General features: G+C 44.5%; 18 protein-coding genes. 11 read left to right on the plus strand and 7 right to left on the minus strand.

What is annotated here, in order from left to right:
* Window positions 1-248: 248 nt before the first annotated feature.
* A complete protein-coding gene (locus AB4384_RS14530) occupies window positions 249-1,394 on the minus strand; it encodes a Na/Pi symporter (RefSeq protein WP_017059340.1) in 1,146 nt (381 codons plus the stop codon).
* Between the two features lie 389 nt (window positions 1,395-1,783).
* On the opposite strand from AB4384_RS14530, the gene nhaR reads away from it, so the two are divergent.
* On the plus strand, window positions 1,784-2,674 hold the full coding sequence (nhaR, locus tag AB4384_RS14535; protein ID WP_017059341.1) for a transcriptional activator NhaR: 891 nt from the start codon (window positions 1,784-1,786) through the stop codon (window positions 2,672-2,674).
* 100 nt (window positions 2,675-2,774) lie between these two features.
* Window positions 2,775-3,068 (plus strand): metalloregulator ArsR/SmtB family transcription factor, encoded by a 294-nt coding sequence (locus tag AB4384_RS14540; RefSeq protein ID WP_004735028.1) that lies wholly within the window; start codon window positions 2,775-2,777, stop codon window positions 3,066-3,068.
* Between the two features lie 277 nt (window positions 3,069-3,345).
* On the opposite strand, the gene rpsT is transcribed toward AB4384_RS14540, so the two are convergent.
* Window positions 3,346-3,606 (minus strand): 30S ribosomal protein S20, encoded by a 261-nt coding sequence (gene rpsT / locus AB4384_RS14545; RefSeq protein WP_004739529.1) that lies wholly within the window; start codon window positions 3,604-3,606, stop codon window positions 3,346-3,348.
* Between the two features lie 251 nt (window positions 3,607-3,857).
* On the opposite strand from rpsT, the gene murJ reads away from it, so the two are divergent.
* The 6 genes from murJ to ispH all read left to right on the plus strand — a co-directional run bounded on the left by murJ (window position 3,858) and on the right by ispH (window position 11,700).
* A complete protein-coding gene (gene murJ / locus AB4384_RS14550) occupies window positions 3,858-5,420 on the plus strand; it encodes a murein biosynthesis integral membrane protein MurJ (protein WP_032545655.1) in 1,563 nt (520 codons plus the stop codon).
* Window positions 5,421-5,490: 70 nt separating this feature from the next.
* On the plus strand, window positions 5,491-6,426 hold the full coding sequence (gene ribF / locus AB4384_RS14555; RefSeq protein ID WP_017062867.1) for a bifunctional riboflavin kinase/FAD synthetase: 936 nt from the start codon (window positions 5,491-5,493) through the stop codon (window positions 6,424-6,426).
* Between the two features lie 63 nt (window positions 6,427-6,489).
* Window positions 6,490-9,348 carry an isoleucine--tRNA ligase gene (ileS, locus tag AB4384_RS14560; protein ID WP_372129718.1) on the plus strand — a complete coding sequence of 953 codons (2,859 nt, stop codon included), beginning with the start codon at window positions 6,490-6,492 and terminating at the stop codon, window positions 9,346-9,348.
* 157 nt (window positions 9,349-9,505) lie between these two features.
* A complete protein-coding gene (lspA, locus tag AB4384_RS14565) occupies window positions 9,506-10,006 on the plus strand; it encodes a signal peptidase II (protein WP_004739521.1) in 501 nt (166 codons plus the stop codon).
* Between the two features lie 149 nt (window positions 10,007-10,155).
* The gene (gene fkpB / locus AB4384_RS14570) at window positions 10,156-10,587 is read left to right on the plus strand and encodes an FKBP-type peptidyl-prolyl cis-trans isomerase (RefSeq protein WP_017059345.1); all 432 of its coding nucleotides are present in this window, start codon (window positions 10,156-10,158) and stop codon (window positions 10,585-10,587) included.
* Between the two features lie 156 nt (window positions 10,588-10,743).
* On the plus strand, window positions 10,744-11,700 hold the full coding sequence (ispH, locus tag AB4384_RS14575; protein WP_029235087.1) for a 4-hydroxy-3-methylbut-2-enyl diphosphate reductase: 957 nt from the start codon (window positions 10,744-10,746) through the stop codon (window positions 11,698-11,700).
* A 139-nt stretch (window positions 11,701-11,839) separates the two neighbouring features.
* On the opposite strand, the gene btsR is transcribed toward ispH, so the two are convergent.
* The 3 genes from btsR to AB4384_RS14590 form a co-directional block, all read right to left on the minus strand.
* Window positions 11,840-12,571 (minus strand): two-component system response regulator BtsR, encoded by a 732-nt coding sequence (btsR, locus tag AB4384_RS14580; protein ID WP_136973914.1) that lies wholly within the window; start codon window positions 12,569-12,571, stop codon window positions 11,840-11,842.
* A 93-nt stretch (window positions 12,572-12,664) separates the two neighbouring features.
* Window positions 12,665-14,335: a sensor histidine kinase gene (locus tag AB4384_RS14585; protein ID WP_017071388.1), complete on the minus strand. Its 1,671-nt coding sequence runs from the start codon at window positions 14,333-14,335 to the stop codon at window positions 12,665-12,667.
* A 264-nt stretch (window positions 14,336-14,599) separates the two neighbouring features.
* Window positions 14,600-16,090: a carbon starvation protein A gene (locus AB4384_RS14590; protein ID WP_137002297.1), complete on the minus strand. Its 1,491-nt coding sequence runs from the start codon at window positions 16,088-16,090 to the stop codon at window positions 14,600-14,602.
* A gap of 354 nt (window positions 16,091-16,444) precedes the next feature.
* Between AB4384_RS14590 and AB4384_RS14595 the strand changes: the two genes are divergently transcribed.
* Window positions 16,445-16,795, plus strand: coding sequence for a DUF2799 domain-containing protein (locus tag AB4384_RS14595; RefSeq protein ID WP_017059350.1), 351 nt, complete (start codon window positions 16,445-16,447; stop codon window positions 16,793-16,795).
* Between the two features lie 103 nt (window positions 16,796-16,898).
* Here the strand turns inward: AB4384_RS14595 and murQ are convergent, their stop codons facing one another.
* A complete protein-coding gene (murQ, locus tag AB4384_RS14600; RefSeq protein WP_032547377.1) occupies window positions 16,899-17,819 on the minus strand; it encodes an N-acetylmuramic acid 6-phosphate etherase in 921 nt (306 codons plus the stop codon).
* A 45-nt stretch (window positions 17,820-17,864) separates the two neighbouring features.
* Window positions 17,865-18,980 carry an anhydro-N-acetylmuramic acid kinase gene (locus tag AB4384_RS14605; RefSeq protein WP_372129719.1) on the minus strand — a complete coding sequence of 372 codons (1,116 nt, stop codon included), beginning with the start codon at window positions 18,978-18,980 and terminating at the stop codon, window positions 17,865-17,867.
* Window positions 18,981-19,101: 121 nt separating this feature from the next.
* On the opposite strand from AB4384_RS14605, the gene nagZ reads away from it, so the two are divergent.
* Window positions 19,102-20,091 (plus strand): beta-N-acetylhexosaminidase, encoded by a 990-nt coding sequence (gene nagZ / locus AB4384_RS14610; protein WP_017062860.1) that lies wholly within the window; start codon window positions 19,102-19,104, stop codon window positions 20,089-20,091.
* A 246-nt stretch (window positions 20,092-20,337) separates the two neighbouring features.
* Entirely contained in the window at window positions 20,338-21,411 is a 1,074-nt protein-coding gene (locus AB4384_RS14615) for a 3-deoxy-7-phosphoheptulonate synthase (protein WP_017059354.1), read from the plus strand.
* The last annotated feature ends 44 nt before the right edge of the window (window positions 21,412-21,455 follow it).

Genomic DNA, 21,455 nt, shown 5'->3' on the forward strand with positions numbered 1-21,455 from the left:
CTTGTGATCAAGAGACAGGCCTCTGTGCAGCCTTTTTTGTATCTAAGTTACAGTGACGAGTAATCGAGATTCGAAGAGCAGAGAAATCATATGCTGTGTGATGCTTTATGTTACTCGTATACTCTCAACGCGCATTGGCTCTTTCTCTTCGATACTCGCTTACACGAATCCCGTATCTGCTCTTAAAAAGAAAAAGCCCGCAACCTAGGAGGTAGCGGGCTTTGCTATAAGCGATGTTTATTTTGCTATTAAGCGGTAAGAGCTAACACGCTACCAGGCAGTACAAGGAATACCGCAACAAGGTAACCAGCCACTACAGCTTTGTTCTTCACAGCCATGTCTGAAATCATGTCTGCCGCTTTAACTGGAAGTTCACGTAGGAACGGGATACCGAAGATGAATACCGTTGACATGATGTTGAACACCAAGTGTACTAGAGCAATTTGTAGTGCGAATACTGCGAACTCACCAGACACTGCTGTAGCTGCAAGTAGAGCCGTAATACATGTACCGATGTTTGCACCCAGAGTGAATGGGTAAACGTCACGTACTTTAAGAACACCTGAACCTACTAGTGGAACCATCAAGCTTGTTGTCGTAGAAGAAGACTGAACAAGGATAGTCACGATAGAGCCAGAAGCGATACCGTGGATTGGACCACGACCGATTGCGTTCTTTAGAATCTCACGAGCACGACCAACCATTAGGCTCTTCATCAGCTTACCCATTACAGTAATAGCTACGAAGATAGTTGCGATACCTAGAGCGATAAGCATGATGCCGCCAACAGTGTCGCCAAACGTTGATAGTGGTTCTTTAATCGCACTTACAACAGGCTTAGTGATTGGCTTGATGAAGTTAAGACCACCCATGCTCATATCACCTGTTGCTAGCATCGGTGATACTAACCAGTGAGAAATTTTCTCTAGAATTCCAAACGCCATCTCTAGTGGTAGGAAGATAGCAACGGCTAATAGGTTAAAGAAGTCGTGGATTGTCGCACTTGCGAATGCACGTTTGAACTCTTCTTTACAACGAACGTGACCAAGGCTAACTAGCGTATTGGTTACCGTAGTACCAATGTTAGCACCCATGATCATAGGAATTGCTAGCTCAACAGGTAAACCACCTGCCACAAGGCCAACGATAATTGAAGTAACTGTACTTGATGATTGAATAAGCGCTGTTGCTACTAAACCAATCATTAAGCCTGCAACTGGGTGTGAAGCAAATTCGAAAAGAACCTTTGCTTGCTCGCCTGTTGCCCATTTGAAGCCTGTACCAACCATTGAAACTGAAAGTAATAGTAGGTAAAGCATGAATGCCAAGTTAGCCCAGCGTAGCCAACGAGTAGTGCTCGAGATAGGCGCTGCTGCAGTAGTAGCTTGGTTCATAATGTTTTCTCCATTGGACCGTTTAAGTCTGTGTTTGGTCTGTTTGTTTAATCTGAGCGTGATGTTAGAGGGGAAATATTTCAGTAATATTACATTTTGGTTTAGGTGCGACTTTTTTGTGATGATTTACTCTTTAAATATTCCAATTGCTAATGTGGTTGTTTTAAGTTGTTGTTTAAAATTGTTTTTTAATGGAAATTCTATAGGTGATATAGATCTTAAAAGTTAGAAAAAAATTGAAAATAATCGATGAAATATTACATTATGAAATCAGACGCTTCGAAAAAATAAGTGGTAAATCTATGTTTGGTTAGGTTTTTCCGAGTTTGTTGAGTGGCGGTGTCATATTTGATATAAAAGGGTATCTACTCTTTTATTACGGCACATCTATGTCGCATCTCAACTACAACCATCTGTATTACTTCTGGATGGTTTGCAAGCAAGGCTCTGTTACTAAAGCTGCAGAAGCCCTATTCCTAACACCACAAACGGTAACGGGGCAGATAAAAGCCTTAGAAGAACGCATGGATGGCAAGTTGACCAAGCGTAATGGCCGAAGTGTTGAGCCTACAGAGCTTGGGCAACTGGTCTTTAAATATGCCGATCGTATGTTTGGCCTGAGTTACGAGATGCTGGACATCGTGAATTACAGCCAACACTCCAATATTCTGTTTGATGTTGGCGTCGCGGATGCGCTCTCTAAAAGACTCGTCAGTAAGATACTGATGTCGACCATCCCTCCAGATAACAGCATTCACTTGCGCTGTTTTGAATCGACCCATGAAATGCTACTTGAGCAACTCTCTCAACATAAGCTCGATATGATTTTGTCTGACTGTCCGGTGGACTCTAGTCAAAGCCCGGGCCTGTTCAGTAAAAAGCTGGGTGAGAGTGGAATGAGCTTTTTTAGTTCAGGTCAGGTTGAAGGGGTTAATTTCCCTGCTGTATTGGAGCAAAGAAAGCTTTTGATCCCTGGCAGCCGAACCTCAATGGGTCGTAAAGTGCTGCAATGGTTTGATAGACAAGGGCTTAAGCCAGATATTTTAGGTGAGTTTGATGATGCCGCATTGATGAAGGCTTTTGCTCGTTACCATCATGACGTAATATTTTTAGCACCGACGATTTATATGTCTGAAGTGGAAGACGACACATCACTGCAACTATTAGGCGGTATTGAAGAGTTAAAAGAGGAGTACTACGTCATATTTGCTGAGAGGATGATCCAACATCCAGCAGTAAAAAACGTATGTGACGCAGATTTTAGCAAATTGTTCGAGTGAGATAGTTTGTTAATGAATTGATATCGATTATCATAACTCCGCAATATGCCGGAAATACTGATAGCCCGTAGTTGGCGTAAAGGTTGTAGGGAGCCAAACTATGAACTTAAAAGAGATGGAGAAGAACTCAGCACAAGCTGTGATTCTACTCAAAGCCATGGCTAACGAGCGTCGCTTACAGATTTTGTGCCTATTACATGGCACTGAACTGTCGGTTGGGGAGTTGTGTGGCAAGTTGGAACTGAGTCAGTCTGCTTTATCTCAACATCTTGCTTGGTTGAGAAGAGATGGTTTGGTCGAAACTCGCAAAGAAGCTCAAACGGTGTATTACACATTGAGTAGTGAAGAAGTAAAAGCGATGATTAACCTACTGCATGGTATTTACTGCAAGTAGCTTATTGCTGGTGGGAGGGGGATTTCTTATCAGCGATAGAATGACACAAGGAAGTGTTAGCATTTCACATTGAACGTTAGTGTTTACCTATCTATCTACGTACCAATTTGCTTCTCTATTTATTTTTCTGATTGTTTGTTTTATCTATCTGCTTAAATTGTTTATCGGTCAGAAAAACGGCTGTTAGCACGTAAAATAAAAGCGTTACTCAAAATTTAGATATAAAAAAACCGGCCTAGGCCGGTTTTTTTCGTTTTGCGTTGTAATCAAATTTCTATTAAAGAGCTTTGATTGCAGCAGCGAAACGAGACTTATGACGTGCAGCTTTATTCTTATGAATAAGGCCTTTAGTCGCCATACGGTCAAGAAGTGGTGTAACTTCTACAAGAGCAGCAGTTGCAGCTTCTTTATCACCAGCTGCGATAGCTGCGATAGTCTTTTTCATGTAAGTGCGCATCATAGAACGACGGCTAGCATTGTGCTGGCGACGTTTCTCAGCTTGGATAGCGCGCTTCTTAGCAGATTTACTGTTTGCCAAGGGTCTAACTCCCAAAAACTTAGTTCGGTGACAATTTAAGGGCGAGGACTATCCCTCATTAGCGCTTAATTGTCAAATGATTTGTGCAAAAACCAATCGTAGCCAAACAAACTTTGGTATGGAAAGGTCATCGCGGTTAAGATGGCGGGGATTCTAACAGCATTTTTAGACCAATGCTAATAAATATGCTTCTTAGGACAGGATAGTATTTATCCTCGCTTGAAAGTAATCAACCAGTGTCAGAGGTTTCTGTGAGTAAACGACTATTAAAGTCAGGCCTGATTGTCAGCGCAATGACTTTTGTTTCCCGTGTATTGGGGCTAGTACGTGATGTAGTAGTAGCAAATTTGATGGGGGCAGGAGCGAGTGCCGACGTATTTTTCTTCGCTAATAAAATTCCTAATTTCTTACGTCGACTTTTTGCAGAAGGTGCGTTTTCTCAAGCGTTTGTTCCTGTATTAACGGAATATCACGCCGCAGGTGATAAAGATAAGACACGAGATTTAATTGCTAAGGTGTCGGGGACGCTCGGGGTTTTAGTTTCTATTGTCACCGTCATCGGGGTATTGGGCTCTGGCGTGATCACCGCGATGTTTGGTGCGGGTTGGTTTATCGACTGGCTAAATGATGGCCCATCAGCACCCAAATTTGAGCTAGCGAGCTTTATGCTCAAGATTACCTTTCCTTATTTATGGTTTATCACCTTCGTCGCTTTATCTGGTGCCATTCTTAATACATTAGGTAAATTTGCGGTCTCTTCTTTTACTCCTGTGTTCTTGAACGTGATGATCATAGGCGCTGCATGGTTTATCTCACCTAATTTAGAACAACCAGAAATTGGTTTGGCTATTGGTGTGTTTCTTGGTGGCTTAGTCCAATTCCTTTTCCAAATGCCTTTCTTGATCAAAGCGGGTGTGTTGGTTAAGCCGAAGTGGGGATGGAGAGACCCGGGTGTGGTTAAGATCCGCACATTAATGATCCCTGCTCTGTTCGGTGTATCGGTCAGCCAAATCAACTTATTGTTTGATACCTTTATTGCCAGCTTCCTCGCAACAGGCTCTATCAGTTGGTTGTACTACTCAGACCGACTGCTTGAATTTCCTCTCGGTTTATTCGGTATCGCGATTGCGACTGTGATTCTTCCTGCTTTGTCTCGTAAACACGTAGATGCTCAAGGGGAAGGGTTCGCGCATACCATGGATTGGGGCGTGCGCATGGTGTTGCTGCTTGGTATTCCTGCGATGTTAGGTCTTATCGTTTTAGCTAAACCCATGTTGATGGTGCTATTTATGCGTGGTGAGTTCTCTCCACACGATGTACAGCAAGCATCGATGTCATTGGTAGCTTACGCATCAGGCTTGCTTAATTTCATGCTGATTAAAGTTTTAGCTCCGGGCTATTACTCTCGCCAAGATACCAAAACACCGGTTAAGTACGGCATTATCGCTATGGTGACCAATATGGTGTTTAACGCGATCTTTGCTTATTTTTATGGCTATGTGGGTTTGGCGATTGCGACGGCACTGTCTGCCTTTGTGAATATGGCCTTGTTATATCGAGGATTGCACCTTGCGGGTGTGTATCAATTAACTAAGACAACCTTGTTGTTCAGTGCCAAATTAATTATCTCAGGTGTGGTGATGGTAGCGGCTATTTTATGGCAGCTGGATAATATGCAACATTGGCTTGAATGGAGCTTTAGCCAGAGAGCGCTGACATTAACTGGCTTGATTGGACTTGGTGGCTTTGTTTATATTGTTTCGGTACTGATTTTAGGTATCCGAGTAAAACATTTAAAAGCAGCGACAGATTAATACTGATTAGTATATAATCCGTCGGTTTCACACAATAAATGATGCAAATAACAGGTTTTAGCTGATCATAATGGAACTGATCCGAGGTATACACAATATTAAAGCGCAGCATCATGGCTGTGTATTAACCATAGGTAACTTCGATGGTGTTCATTTAGGACATCAAGAGGTTTTGAGTCAGGTTTCTAAACAAGCTGCAGCATTAGGGCTACCTTCTGTTGTTATGACGTTTGAACCGCAGCCTATGGAGCTGTTTGCCCGAGATAGAGCGCCAGCACGTTTAACTCGTTTACGAGACAAATACGTGCAACTGAGTAAGCTAGATATCAGTCGCTTATTGTGTGTTAATTTTAATCAGTATTTTGCAAGTTTATCCGCGGAAGCATTCATTAAGGATCTTTTGGTTGATAAGCTTGGTGTGAAGTTCTTGGTGGTTGGTGACGATTTTTGCTTTGGTAAAGGTCGTACCGGTAATTTCGCTATGCTCAAAGAGGCGGGCGAGAAGTACGGTTTTGAGGTGGTCAGCACCCAAAGCTATTGCTTAAACCAATTACGAGTAAGCAGTACTGAGATACGAAATGCATTAGCGGTCGATGACTTGGCTGCAAGTGCTACCATGTTAGGACGTGATTACAGTATTAGTGGTCGAGTGTCCCATGGTCGAAAACTAGGGAGAACTATCGGTTTCCCTACCGCTAATATTCCATTAAAGCGTTGTGTTTCTCCTGTATCGGGAGTGTATGTTGTTGAAGCTTTGGATATCGACGGTGTTCCTGTCGGTGGCGTTGCTAATATTGGACAACGACCAACAGTTAATGGGGTAAGGCAGCAATTGGAAGTGCATTTTTTTGACTTTAAAGCCAATTTATATGGTAAACAGTTAGAAGTACGACTTTTGCACAAACTGCGCGACGAGATAAAATTTGAATCGTTCGACGCACTAAAGAATCAAATAGAATTGGATGCTGAAGCCGCAAGGGTGTGGCTGCTTCAGCTAAAGAATTAATCGGATGATTCCACCGATTAACATAATGTCTAACTTCGCCCAATATAACGGAATTAAGAATCGATGAGTGATTATAAAGATACCCTGAACTTACCAGAAACAGGGTTCCCAATGCGCGGCAATCTGGCAAATCGTGAGCCAGAAATGCTGAAGCGTTGGTACAAAGAAGATCTTTACGGCGAAATCCGTAAGGCAAAGAAAGGTAAAAAATCTTTCGTACTGCATGATGGCCCTCCATACGCGAACGGCGATATTCACATTGGCCACGCGCTGAATAAGATTCTTAAAGACATTATTATCAAATCTAAGACCCTTTCTGGTTTTGATGCACCGTACATCCCTGGTTGGGACTGTCACGGTCTTCCAATCGAGCTAATGGTTGAGAAGAAGAAAGGTAAGCCTGGTCAGAAGATTTCGGCGGCTGAATTCCGCGAAGAGTGTCGAAAGTACGCTGCGGGTCAAGTTGAAGGTCAGAAAGAGAGCTTCAAACGTCTTGGCATCATGGGCGAGTGGGACAAACCTTATCGCACTATGGATTTTGGCACAGAAGCGAACATCATTCGTTCTCTTGGCAAAATCGCAGACAAAGGTCACCTTCTTAAAGGTTTCAAACCCGTTCACTGGTGTACTGATTGTGGTTCTGCTCTGGCTGAAGCTGAAGTTGAATACAAAGATAAAGTTTCTCCATCTATCGATGTGAAATTTACAGCAGCTGACGAAGCGGCGCTTCTAGAGAAATTTACTCTAGCTGAAGGTCATGAGGGTCAAGGCGAAATTTCTATCGTTATCTGGACAACAACACCATGGACTCTGCCTGCTAACCGCGCAGTATGTCTACGTGATGATCTTGAATACGTGCTTATCCAAGTTGAAGCGAATGGCGACCAGCCTGCTCAACGTATCGTTGTTGCTTCTGAACTAGCAAAAGACGTAATGGATCGTGCAGGTATCGAGCACTTCCACAACCTTGGTTTTGCTACAGGTGCTGATCTTGAGCTTTCTCAGTTCAACCACCCGTTCTACGACTTTACTGTTCCTGCAGTTCTTGGCGATCACGTAACAACAGATTCAGGTACTGGTGTGGTTCACACTGCGCCTGGTCACGGTCAAGAAGATTTCGTGGTTGGTAAAAAGTACAACCTAGAAATCGCTAACCCAGTTGGTTCTAACGGCGTTTACCTGCCAGATACCGAGCTATTTGCTGGTCAGCACGTATTCAAAGCGAACGACTCTGTTTTAGAAGTTCTAAAAGAGAAAGGTGCACTTCTGCATCACCACGCTTACGAGCACAGCTACCCACACTGTTGGAGACACAAAACTCCAATCATCTTCCGCGCAACACCACAATGGTTCATCTCTATGGATCAAGCTGGCCTACGTGCTAAAGCACTAGAGTCAATCAAGAGTGTTGAGTGGTTGCCTGAATGGGGTCAAAGCCGTATCGAAGGCATGGTTGAAGGTCGTCCTGAGTGGTGTATCTCTCGTCAACGTACTTGGGGTGTGCCAATTGCTCTGTTCGTCCATAAAGAAACGTCAGAACTTCACCCTGATAGCCCAGCACTTATTGAAAAAGTAGCGAAGCTAGTTGAAGAGAAAGGCATTCAAGCTTGGTGGGATGTAGACGCTGCTGAACTTATGGGCGCAGAAGACGCTGATAAGTACGAAAAAGTAATGGATACGCTAGACGTATGGTTCGACTCAGGTGTTACGCACTTCTCTGTTGTTGACTCTCGTGAAGAGTACAACGGTAACAGTGCTGATCTTTACCTTGAAGGTTCAGATCAACACCGTGGCTGGTTCCAGTCTTCTCTAATTTCATCTATCGCGATGAAAGACGAAGCACCGTACAAGCAAGTGCTAACTCACGGTTTCGTGGTTGATGGTAACGGCCGTAAGATGTCTAAATCTATCGGTAACGTTGTTGCACCTAAAGATGTAACCAACAAGCTAGGTGCAGATATCCTGCGTCTATGGGTTGCTTCTACAGACTACACGGGTGAAGTTGCGGTTTCTGATGAAATCCTGAAGCGTTCAGCGGATGCTTACCGTCGTATTCGTAACACGGCTCGTTTCTTCCTAGCGAACTTGAGCGGTTTCAACCCTGAAACTGACCTAGTTCCTGCTGAAGAGATGGTTGCACTTGATCGCTGGGCTGTTGGCCGTGCTCAAGCTGCACAAGAAGAGATTGTTAAAGCATACGGCGAGTACAACACTCACGGTGTGACTCAACGTCTAATGCAGTTCTGTTCTATCGAAATGGGTTCTTTCTACCTAGACGTAATCAAAGACCGTCAGTACACAGCGAAGCAGGGCAGCCATGCTCAACGTAGCTGTCAAACGGCGCTTTACTACATCGTAGAAGCTCTAGTTCGTTGGATGGCACCTATCATGTCGTTCACTGCAGATGAAATTTGGAACGAAATGCCAAGCTCTTTACCAACTGGAGAGCAGCGCGACACGTTCGTATTCACAGGTGAGTGGTTCGAAGGTCTATTTGGTCTTGCAGAAGGCGAAGAGCTAAGCAACGAATTCTGGACTGAAATCCAGTCTGTTCGTGGCGCAGTGAACAAGCTTCTTGAAGATGCTCGTAAAGAGAAAACGATCGGTGGTGCACTGCAAGCTGAAGTTACTCTATACGCTGACGATGCACTAGCGGCTAAAATCAACAAGCTAGAAGATGAGCTACGTTTCGTACTTATCACCTCTGCAGCTGTTGTTAAGCCACTGAGCGAGAAGTCTGATGCAGCGCAAGCGACAGACGTTGCTGGTCTATTCGTTGAAGTTGCGGCTACTGAAGCTGAGAAGTGTGACCGTTGCTGGCACCACACTCCAGATGTAGGCACTATCGAAGGTCACGAGAAAGTTTGTGGTCGTTGTGTGTCGAACATCGACGGTGAAGGCGAAGTGCGTAAGTTCGCATAACGACTCAGAGAAAGACTGAACTTTTTGTAAAAATCATAGCCCCAGTATCAACTGGGGTTATTTTTAGTTATAGGAAATGTGTTTAACCAAGTTGGTAATCAAGGTCACGTAAGGTGACTAACAATGAATACCAACTTCGTAAATACTAGGAATAGAAATGAGTGAAGTTTCGTTAAAACAATCTGGTGTACGTTGGTTATGGCTGGCTCTATTGGTCTTCTTGGCTGATATCGGCATTAAACTCTTTGTCATGGACAATATGGGTTATGGTTGGGCAAACCGTATTGAGGTGCTGCCATTCTTTAACTTTTTGTACGTGCATAACTACGGTGCAGCGTTTAGCTTCTTGAGTGATCAAAGTGGTTGGCAGCGTTGGTTATTTACGGGTATCGCCTTTGCGGTAACAGGTATGCTGACGTACTGGATGAGCAAACTACCAGCAACAGAGAAGTGGAATAACATTGCTTATGCGATCATCATTGGTGGTGCAGTAGGTAATGTGTTTGACCGAGTCGTACATGGCTTTGTTGTCGATTACTTAGACTTCTACTGGGGCACTTACCACTGGCCTGCATTTAACTTAGCGGATATGGGAATCTGTATCGGTGCTGCGATGATCATCTTAGATGGTTTCCGTAAGAAAGACGAAAGCAAATAGCTTGCTTCAAAGTCAGTCTATGACTCACAGAATAGAATAGCCCTAAGCGCTGTCGGTTGATTCCGACGGCGCTTTTTTTTATGCTTCAGTCAACAAGGAAGCAAAGCACAGCGCATCCTCAAATAATAAAGAAGTCTAAGGAAAGTAACGTGGCAGCAATTAAAAATGATTCAGCAGTAACTCTACATTTTACGATTAAAATGAAGGATGGTTCAGTTGCCGATAGTACGGAGAACATGGGCAAACCAGCGAAGTTCGTCATGGGTGATGGCAGCCTAAGTGAGAACTTTGAAGCGTGCTTACTTGGACTTGAAGCCGGCACTGAAAAGTCTATCGAACTGAAGGCGGAAGACGCGTTTGGTATGCCAAACCCAGATCATATTCACTATATGGATCGTGCTAAGTTTGTTGGCGACTCTGAAGTTGAAGTGGGCACTATCATGGCATTTTCAGGTCCTGACGGTATGGAAATTCCAGGTATTATTACTGAGATCGCAGGTGATTCAGTGACGGTTGATTTTAATCACCCACTCGCTGGTCAAGACGTTAGCTTTGACGTCAATATCTTAACGGTAGAATAACTCTCTTAACGTTAGAATAGCTGTCTTCACGCTAGAATAAGATAGCCTTACAGCTGTGATCTCACCCAGAGCTTCACTGTCTAGACGCTTCACTGTAGAATGCGAACCTCGCTGACGGCGAACTCTATAGAAGCAACCTTAGTACCGCGGTAAATGATGAGCAATGAAATGAAAATAATGTTAGCTAACCCTCGTGGCTTTTGTGCCGGTGTCGATCGTGCGATCAGCATCGTAGAGCGTGCACTCGAAATGTATCAGCCACCGATCTATGTTCGCCATGAAGTGGTACACAACCGCTTTGTTGTTGAGGGGCTCAAGCAGCGTGGTGCTATTTTTGTCGAAGAACTGAGTGAGGTGCCAGACGACAACATCGTGATCTTTTCGGCTCACGGTGTTTCTCAAGCGGTTCGTAAAGAAGCGAAAGAGCGTGAGTTAACGGTATTTGATGCGACGTGTCCTTTGGTGACTAAAGTTCATATGGAGGTTGCTCGTGCGAGCCGCAAACATATGGAAGTGGTACTGATTGGCCACGCAGGTCACCCTGAAGTGGAAGGCACTATGGGTCAGTACGCGAGCCAAACTGGTGGTATGTACTTGGTTGAAAGACCAGAGGACGTACAGAACCTCGTGGTGAATGATCCAAGTAACCTGCACTATGTTAGCCAAACTACGCTATCAGTAGATGAAACTGCAGATGTGATTGAAGAGCTACGTCGAGTGTTCCCTGAGATTCAAGGCCCACGTAAAGACGACATCTGTTACGCGACTCAAAACCGTCAAGACGCTGTGCGTGAGATGGCGAATGACGTTGATGTGGTGATAGTGGTTGGTTCTAAGAACTCATCGAATTCAACTCGTCTAAAAGAGCTAGCTGAGAAACTAGGCACACCAGGCTACCTAACTGACTGTCCTGAAGACATTCAAACCGAGTGGGTTGAAGGGAAAAAGAAAATCGGTGTAACAGCCGGTGCTTCTGCTCCTGAAGAGCTGGTAAACCAAATTCTAGATCGTATTCGTGAGCTAGGTGCGACTGACGTTGAAGAGATTCAAGGTCGTGAAGAGAACATGTTCTTTGAAGTACCAAAAGAGCTACAGATTAAGCAAGTCGACTAATCTCTATTGATTGGTGACAAGATCGATGCGTAACACTATCGATTTGCAAACACTATTGATTTGTAAACAGCAGGAAGCCAACGTTGATACGTTGGCTTTTTTGATCGTGCTTTGGAACAAGGCGTCTAATTCTAACGCGTTACTGGAGACCGAGTTGCTCTTTTAAAGTCTTTAAATAACGACGACTCACCGGGACTTCAAAGCCAGTCAGGGTAATGATCTCTGCTAATCCATTTTCTAGCAGTTTGATCTCTTGGATCGATTTTATGTTGATCAAATACTGTCGATGACAGCGGATCAAATCGGTCTTTTCTTCCAAGATCTTTAGTGTTAACTGTGAGGTTGCGGTTTGCGATGAGCTACGAACATGCACACCACTGATATCGGAATAGGCGCACTCTACCGTTTGGCTTGCCATGATCACAATGCGGTTATGACCAATACATGGGATTTGCTCTAAGTGACAGGGAGCAATCGCAGAGATGTCTTGCTCCGGTGTTTTCTGGTTTTGCTTGATGACTTTATTCAGGCGGCAAACACTCTTATTTAATCGACAAGGTTCAACGGGTTTGAGTAGGTAGTCAAAGGCATTGTCTTCAAAGGCTTGAATCGCATATTGATCGTAGGCGGTCACAAATACCACGTAGGGCATGGTTTCTGGGTCAAGCATGCTCAGCAATTCAATCCCAGTGACCTGAGGCATTTGAATGTCCAAATACACCACATCAGGCTTTAGAAGGTTGATCTGCTTAAGCCCTTCAATTGCGTTACTTGCTTGGCCAATGACTTCCACTTCTCCAGTTTCAGTCAGCAGCTCAATCAACTCTTCGCGAGCAAAAAGCTCATCATCGACAACTAGTGCTTTTAACATCCTACAATCTTCATCTTGTTACTATCCCTGCTTGTTTTCTATATATGTCTTTTAAATATGCTTACCGAGAAGCTATCACCTGCGAAAAGACCGTTATTTTAGTATAGGTATGATAAAGCTCATTCGAGTAAATTGCTGTGGTTGAGATTCTATTTTTAGTGCTGAGTCTTGTCCAAAGAAATTAGTGAGTCGTTTATCAACAATTTCCATCCCTAATCCTACATGATCTTGAGATGGCTTCTGATAATTACCTGCATTGTCTTCAACGGTTAACTTGAACCCACCCTCGAAAGCCTCGCTAGATATCTTTACTTTACCGCCTTCCAACATATTAGATATCCCATGTTTGATGGCGTTTTCTACCAGCGGTTGCAGGGTAAAGCTCGGCAATTGAGATTCATATAACTGCGGGTCGATATCCCATTCCACTTCTAGTCGATCGGTAAAGCGTGCTTTCTCTATGGTCAGGTAAGCGTTGACGTGTGCCAGTTCGTCTTTGAGCTTCACGGTGTTGATGTTCTGCTTTAGGTTGCTTCTAAAGAAGTGAGACAGGTGTTGAATCAACTCTCGAGCTTTATCTGGGTCACGACGTGTTACTGCGCTGATAGTATTAAGCGCATTGAACAAGAAGTGCGGGTTCACTTGAGCGTGCAGCAGTTTGATTTCTGCTTGTGTCAGTAGCGTTTGCTGCTGCTGGTAGTTGCTAAATAGGATCTGGCTCGATAATAGTTGAGCGATACCTTCACCCATCGACATATTGATAGTTGAGAATAGTTTCAGCTTTGGCTCATAGAGCTTGATGGTGCCGACCACTTCGTTACCAGCACGCAGTGGAATGATTAGTGCAGAGCCCAACTTACAATCTTGAGATAGAGAACATTGGTATGGATTCTCTTTACCGTCAAGGTAGATGATGTCGTTCTTTTCCATCGAGGTGAGGGTACTTTGCGATGAAATAGGGGTATTTGGAATATGGTGCTCATCGCCAATGCCGACGAACGCGAGGATTTTTTCTCGGTCGGTAATCGCCACCGCACCAACATTAGTTTCTTCATAAACGATACGCACGATCTTTTGTGCGTTATCGGAAGTGAAGCCGCCATGCAGAATACCTACCGAACGCTCGGCAATAGTAAGTGCGCGGCGTGAGAAGGTGGCGGAGTATTTCTCGAAGATGGTCTTTCTGTCTTGGATGATGCTCATGAACAGTGCTGCACCCACAGAGTTGGCAATGATCATTGGCGCGGCAATATCGGAAACAAGCGCGTAGGACTGCTCAAATGGTTTGGCGACTGCGAGCAGAATCAACATTTGAATAATTTCTGCAAATAGGGTGACAGAGAACACTACCAGCGGATTAAACAGCTGACTGGCTTTGTTCTTTCTGACTAAGTACACATGCAGCAGGCCACCAATCAAGCCTTCTGCTGTCGTTGAGATAGCACAAGCTAAGTCCGTGAAGCCGCCTAATGAGTAACGGTGAATCCCGCCAGTAAAGCCGACCGCAAAGCCAACTACAGGACCACCAAACAAACCGCCCATTACCGCGCCCATCGCTCGCGTGTTGGCGATGGCATCATTGATTTGCAGTCCGAAATAGGTGCCCATAATACAGAATAGGGAGAACAGAACGTAGCAGCTGATCTTATGGCCTAAGCGTGAAGAGATGCTCAACAAAGGGAGAATCAGTGGGGTTTTACTCAGCATGTAAGCAATCACTAAGTAGACGCAGGTTTGTTGCAGCAGAGAGAGAATGAGTTCCATATTTTCACCTATTGAGACGCTTGTTAAGTGTAAAGCTCATTGCTTGGTAACGGTAGCTTTGCTTGTGTTTTAGTAGCCTATATTCGCTTCCCAGAGTCGAAAGCACTAACGCCTACAAACAATAAAGCCCATCACAGTGGACGGGCTTTAGTCTTAGGTTCCACGAATCACTGAGTGATTACGGGAGCAAGCGAAGTTGTGTTTGGCTGTTCTTTTATCTCTTTCTATGAAGATTGGTCTCTTGTTCCCAAGAGCCTTAAAGAACTAGGCTGTTTTGGTGACGCCTTTTGCTTCTTTCTCTTCTTCATCAGCTAGGTCGATATCGCCTTTGCCTTTTGAAATTTTAATAACGTAAGCCGCAACACCTAGCGCACTCACCACACCAATGATGGTTGAGATTTGCATTGGTAGACCGAAGCCCAGTTGGCTGTTGTTCAGGATGAATGTGATACACACAGACGTCATGAAGATAGCTGGAACTGTTGTTACCCAGTGCAGTTTGTTGTGGCGAAGTAGGTAAGCTGAAGCTGTCCACAGCATCATTACGGCTGTTGATTGGTTAGCAAAACCGAAGTAGCGCCAGATGATACCGAAATCAACTTGAGTCAGGATGCCACCGATAACGAACAGTGGTAACGCCATTAGTAGACGGTTACGCAGTGTTTTCTGTTCCATGTTGAAGTATTCAGCAAGGATAAGACGGCTTGAACGGAACGCTGTGTCACCAGAAGTGATTGGTAGGATAACCACGCCAAGGAAAGCAAGGATACCGCCAAATACACCCAGTAGACCAAATGAAGCGCTGTATACTACGTTACCTGGGCCGCCGTTTGCAATTGCGTCAGACAGAGACTCAACCGAACCGAAGAAAGACAGAGCAAGTGCACACCAGATTAGAGCGATGATGCCTTCACCAATCATTGCACCGTAGAATACGAAGCGACCATTTTTCTCGTTTTCCATGCAACGCGCCATTAGTGGAGACTGAGTTGCGTGGAAGCCAGAGATAGCACCACAAGCGATGGTAATAAATAGAGCAGGCCAAAGTGGTAGATCGTTAGGGTTCATGTTGGTGAACATGTCTTTCATCTCGAAGCCACCCATGATTTGGTGCTCGTCAGATAGACCAATCGCAGTGATTAGGCCAACAGACATAAAGATAAGCAGTGCACCGAACAATGGGTAGAAGCGACCAATGATTTTATCGACAGGGACAATCGTTGCGATGATGTAGTAAGCAAAGATGATGACAACCATGGTGCTCGTAGACATTACGAAATCAGTTTGGTCGTTCACTAGGTTAGTGATCATGCCTGCTGGAGCAGAAACGAACACCACACCAACAAGAAGCAGTAGAACAATGGCAAAGATGTTCATAAAGTGTTTTGCGCCATTGCCTAGGTAACGTCCAGTGATGGTTGGAACCGAAGCGCCACCATTGCGGATAGATAACATACCTGAGAAGTAGTCGTGTACGGCACCTGCGAAGATACAACCTAGCACGATCCAAAGCATTGCTGCTGGGCCGTAAAGGGCACCCATGATAGGGCCGAAGATTGGACCTACACCTGCAATGTTAAGCAGTTGAACTAGGTAAACCTTTGGCGTCGACATTGGAACGAAGTCCACGCCGTCTTGCTTGGTGTGAGCGGGTGTTTGACGCTTTTCATTGATACCGAAAATCTTCTCGATAAAGGCACCGTAAATAAAGTAGCCACCAATGAGTGCTGCGACACAGGTAAGAAACCACATCATAATTTGTTATCCCTGAATGTATTAATTAAGTCAGGGTGTATATTAAAGGAGTCGATGAGAAGAAACTTCCGCTACGAGAGTGAGTGGTCGAATAGCCAATTTAGCGGTGTTATAACTGATTTAGTGGTTTGTTCACTGTGCTGAGTGGCCGATATTTCTATCGAGAGGCCTATTAGCTCTATAGAGAGGTTGTTTGAGTTGGCTTAACGGCGACTATTGATTCTGAGTGGTCGGAATGAACCTAAAGTGGCGAACATTAGACAATAAGTGGACATCGATAGGCGTTCAGCGGAGAATCACCACAAAGGCAGCGCTTCGTCAGAAAGTGGTGAAGTAACAATATAAAGGATTGAAATGAAAAAAATAATCGTACTATTCGCCGTGGCATTTAGCCTTGCAGGATGCAGCGCCAATGTTCAAGATTTAGCAGCTGAAGGCAATTGGCAAGAGATTGGCTATCGTGATGGTATCAAAGGCCACACTCAGCGTTCGTATTCAGAGATGACTGAGCTTGGCGCAGTCGATCAAGCGAGTTACACAGAAGGTTATCACCTAGGTGTGACTGAATATTGTAATCCGAACCATGCTTATCAGATTGGTTTATCTGGTCAGGTGTATGAAGGCGTGTGTTCTGGTACGGAAGACGCTCAACGTTTCCGTATGGAATGGCAACGCGGCTGGGACGAGTTCTCAAACGACTACTAAGCCCAAGCTAGCGATGAAAAATTAAAACTAAAAAAGACCAGTACCGCGTGTGTACTGGTCTTTTTGTCGGTAGCCGGAGTAACACTCAACAGCAGAGTCTAGGTTACTGGTTATTCTCTACAGCTTTTCTTAAAAAGCCGTTTTGCTTATCAAGCTGAGCCTTGGCTAACTCTAAATCTAGCCCTGTTAGAATCATCAAAATAGATAACTTCACATCGTAATCAGTCGCTTTAAGTGTCGACACCGCCAGTGCTTTATCGCACTCCGTTGCTTGGATAACGATACGAGCGGCGCGGGCAACCAACTTTTCATTGGTCGCTTTTACGTCGACCATAAGGTTTTGGTAGCTCTTACCAATGCGAATCATGCTGGCAGTGGTCAGCATATTAAGCACCAGCTTTTGTGCTGTACCTGATTTGAGTCGTGTTGAACCGGTTAAGGCTTCTGGGCCAACCACCGGGCTAATTGCGATTTGAGCGATTTCAGCAATTGGAGAGTCAGGGTTACAAGATAATGCAACCGTTACTGCGCCAAGCTGATTGGCATAGTTGAGTGCACCAATCACGTAAGGTGTGCGACCGCTCGCAGCAATACCTACCACGACATCATTTTCTGTAAATTGAATGGCTTTCAGGTCTTCAATACCGAGAGTCAGCGAATCTTCCGCTCCCTCTTTGGCTTTTAAAATCGCTTCTGGTCCGCCAGCGATTAAGCCGATAACCATTTTGTCTGAAACACCGAAAGTCGGAGGGCATTCTGATGCATCTAAAACACCCAATCGACCACTGGTGCCTGCGCCCATATAAATCAGTCGACCACCGTTTTGAAAGGCATGAGCAATTTTATCGACCGCTTTCGCGATCTGTGGCAGTTCCGCTTCAATCGCCAGTGGGACTTGTTTGTCTTGTTGGTTAATCTTTTCAACCACTTCGAGAGAGGTGAGCAGATCAATATCCATAGTGTCAGGGTTTCTCCCCTCCGAAACGAGGTGCGAGAGCGCTGATATGAGAGCGTCGTTACTCATAATGATCCTTAAATGGTGATTCTAAAATTATGGTTCTAAAGTTGTTTAGTCAGCTCGATAGAGAACGCCTAGAGAGGCCGCTCTGCTTGCGCCAGTCACTTCTGGTAAATTGCTTGGCAGTTTATGAACATGACGCTGAGCAAGCCACGCAAAGGCCATTGCTTCCATGTAATCGGCATCCACGCCTTTACTGGTGGTTGAGTCAACCTCCCAACTTGGAAGCAGTTCAGACAGTCTCTTCATCAACAATGGGTTTCTTGTACCACCGCCACACACATACAGTGCAGGCTGGTTACCCAAGCGATAAGTCTCCACTTCATTGGCTATCGTCAATGCGGTGTATTCATAAAGCGTGCGCTGAACATCTTCTACTGCAAGATCTTTAAATTCTGTTAATTGTTGCTCTAGCCAAGGTAGGTTGAATAGTTCTCTACCAGTACTTTTCGGTGGCATTTGAGATAGATAAGACTCATTTAACAACTGTTCGAGTAAAGCTTGATTGAGTTGACCTTTAAGCGCAAATTGGGCATCACGGTCAAACTTATCGCCCGTGTGTTTATCAACCCAAGCGTCCATCAACATATTGCCCGGGCCAGTATCATAACCAAGTGTTGGCTGATTAGGGCGCAGCACTGAAATATTCGAGATACCACCAATATTCAACACCACAACTGAGCTGTCTTGTGGCTGGAAAATAGTATGGTGGAAGGCAGGGACTAATGGCGCACCTTGTCCGCCTAATGCCATGTCTTTACGCCTGAAATCGGCAACCGTTTGAATCTGTGTTTTAGCGGCAATGATGTTGGCATCACCCAACTGCATGGTAAATGGAGATTCGCCGCTTGGCTGGTGGAATACCGTTTGACCATGATTACCAATCGCAGTCACAGAAGATGCAGGTGTACCTGACTTTTCGAGAAGTTGCAAAACCGCATCGCCAAACAGATGGCCAAGCTGGTGGTCGAGTTCTCCAATGGCAATTAAATCGGTTTTCTGACCAATACAAACTTCAAGCAGACGCACTTTGAGGTCGTCAGGCATTGGGAACTCATCATGAGCAAGCAATGTGATGCGCGTATCTTCAATCGACACTAAGGCAGTATCAACACCGTCCATACTCGTCCCTGACATCACACCGATATACAGTTCTTTATGATCCATTTCTAAGCTCTTGCACTGCATTCTTAAAGTCTTCCACAGATTGGTTTAAAAACATTGTAAAGCAAATTTAAAGAGAATAATCTCGGGAAGTTTATGAAATTAGGTTTAATAAGGGATAAATATGGGACCGTTGTGGGTTGATGTTGCAGGCTACGAGCTGACAGCTGAAGACAGAGAAATTTTAGATCACCCAACTGTTGGTGGTCTCATCTTATTTGCTCGAAACTACCACGATAGCAAACAGTTATCGGCGTTAAACAAAGAAATTCGTAAGGTAGCGAAACGTCCTATTTTGATTGGTGTTGACCAAGAAGGTGGTCGAGTTCAGCGTTTTCGTGACGGCTTTTCAATTATTCCTGCTGCTCAGGAATTTGCGACTAAGAATAACGGTGAACATTTAGCAGAACAGGCTGGCTGGCTGATGGCGGCAGAATTGATTGCCCACGATATCGATCTGAGCTTTGCGCCAGTATTAGACAAAGGCCATGACTGTAAAGCGATTGGTAGCCGAGCGTTTGGCGAAGATATTGATACTATTGTTCGTCATAGCAGCGCTTTCATCAAAGGCATGAAGTCGGTTGGCATGGCGACGACAGGCAAGCACTTCCCTGGACACGGTGGCGTGATTGCTGACTCACACTTAGAGACGCCATATGACCCTAGAGACGACATCTTTGAAACAGACATGGCAATCTTCAAGGCGCAAATTGAAGCTGGAATATTGGATGCCATGATGCCAGCTCACGTGGTTTTCTCTCACTATGATGATCAACCTGCGAGCGGTTCACAGTATTGGCTGCAGAAAGTATTGAAGCAGCAGCTTGGGTTTAAAGGCTTGGTGTTCTCTGATGATTTAACGATGGAAGGCGCTGCCATAATGGGTGGACCAGCCGACAGAGCGAAAGCGGCCTTGAATGCAGGTTGTGACATGGTGTTGATGTGTAATAAACGAGATGCACAAATTGAAGCTCTGGATAACTTAGCGATTCAAGAGGTGCCTTTAGCCAACTCATTGCTTAAAAAACACAGCTTTGATTTGTCGACACTTCACTCGGATGCTAGGTGGAAAGAGACCTCAGAGACGATTAAGCGAATGCTAGGCAGTGAGTGATAAATAAACACATAATAATTTTAGATAAGGCGATATGATAAATATCGCCTTTTTTGTATGTGTGATCCATGGTTTAAACCTATTTATCTCTTAGAGTGAGCTAAATTCAATGTGTAATATAAAATTTACAGTTAATGTTTTTTATTGTTTACACTTGCAATCGTTTTTTTAGCTGTTATTGTGTTTTTAAAGATTGTTAGCCCAAATGGAAATGTTGGGTGTAAAAATAAATATACAGGTTGAGTTATGCAGAAAAGTGAATTAAGCAATGTCAATATCATCGACGAACAGGTACTGATTACTCCTGAGGAGTTAAAAGCAAAACTGCCTTTGAGTGATAATGCTCGTCGTTTCATTCAAGAGTCTCGTCAAACTATCGCAAACATCATTCATAAGAAAGATCATCGCATGCTTGTTGTATGTGGCCCATGTTCTATCCATGACATTGAAGCTGCGAAAGAGTACGCGAAACGCCTAAAAGCCTTATCTGAGCAACTTAGCGATCAACTGTATATTGTTATGCGTGTTTACTTTGAGAAACCTCGTACCACTGTCGGTTGGAAAGGTTTGATCAATGACCCACATCTAGACGGCACTTTCGATATTGAGCATGGTCTGCATGTTGGTCGTGAACTACTTGTTGAACTCGCTGAGATGGAAATCCCACTAGCGACTGAAGCATTAGACCCAATTAGCCCGCAATACCTAGCAGATACCTTCAGCTGGGCGGCTATTGGCGCTCGTACGACTGAATCTCAAACTCACCGTGAGATGGCAAGTGGTCTTTCAATGCCAATCGGTTTTAAAAACGGCACCGATGGCAACCTAGGCACTGCAATCAACGCAATGCAGGCGGCTTCTTCTAGCCACCGTTTCATGGGTATCAGCCGCGAAGGTCAGGTTGCACTACTAACAACGCAAGGTAACCCAAATGGTCACGTGATTTTACGTGGCGGTAAGCAGACGAACTACGATTCAGTATCGGTACACGAATGTGAGCAAGAGCTGGGTAAATCTGGTTTAGAGGCAGCGCTAATGGTCGACTGTAGCCACGCGAACTCTCGTAAAGATTTCCGTCGCCAACCTTTAGTTGCAGAAGATGTGATTCACCAAATTCGTGAAGGCAACAAGTCGATTATCGGCCTGATGATTGAAAGCCATATTAACGAAGGAAACCAATCTTCGGATATACCTCTCAATGAGATGAAATACGGCGTTTCTATTACCGACGCGTGTATCAATTGGGATTCAACTGAGGCACTATTAAAACATGCACATACGGAATTAGTCCCGTTCTTAGAGAACCGCTTGAAAGGTTAGTCAGAGTTTAAATTTAAGTGCCTCATCTAATGAGGCATTTTAAG

This window comes from Vibrio sp. 10N.261.51.A4 (genome assembly GCF_041471945.1).
GTDB classification, from domain to species: Bacteria; Pseudomonadota; Gammaproteobacteria; order Enterobacterales; family Vibrionaceae; genus Vibrio; species Vibrio crassostreae_C.